Below are 561 nucleotides of genomic sequence, written 5' to 3' on the forward strand. Positions count from 1 at the left end.
AAAATGGATATTAAGCTGCTTTTTCATTATTAATTAATGTATTTTCGAACTCGATCGGTGATAAATAACCCAGTGTCGAATGGCTTCTTTTCCTGTTATACCATATTTCTATATACTCGAAAATAGCTATACTTGCCTGTTCCCTGGTCTTGAATTTTTTATGGTACACCATTTCTGTTTTCATCGTTTTAAAGAAGCTTTCGGCCACTGCATTATCCCAGCAATTTCCCTTTCTGCTCATACTTTGCGTGATTGGCATTTCTTTTAGTTGTACCCTGAATTCGGCACAAGCATATTGAACTCCTCGGTCTGAGTGAAAAATCAGATTGCTCGTCACTGGCCTATTTATCTTCGCCATTTGAAATGCCTTAACAGTTGTACTTTTCGCATCCATTCCATCACTCAATGACCATCCGATAACTTTTCTGTCAGCCAGGTCTATAACAGTGGTAAGATATAACCATCCCTCTGCTGTTTGAATGTAGGTTAAGTCGGAAACCCATTTTTCCCCAATTCTTGCAGCATAAAAATCCCTGTTCAAGATATTTTCAGCTACCGGAT

General features: G+C 38.3%; 1 protein-coding gene. It reads right to left on the reverse strand.

The genetic code is table 11. The features are described 5' to 3' along the window. Positions 1-10 precede the first annotated feature (10 nt). On the reverse strand, positions 11-561 hold a 551-nt coding region (locus ACFOUY_RS08915), incomplete at its 5' end, for an IS3 family transposase (RefSeq protein WP_378960159.1).

The sequence above is a fragment of the Pedobacter jamesrossensis genome (genome assembly GCF_042650905.1).
GTDB classification, from domain to species: Bacteria; Bacteroidota; Bacteroidia; order Sphingobacteriales; family Sphingobacteriaceae; genus Pedobacter; species Pedobacter jamesrossensis.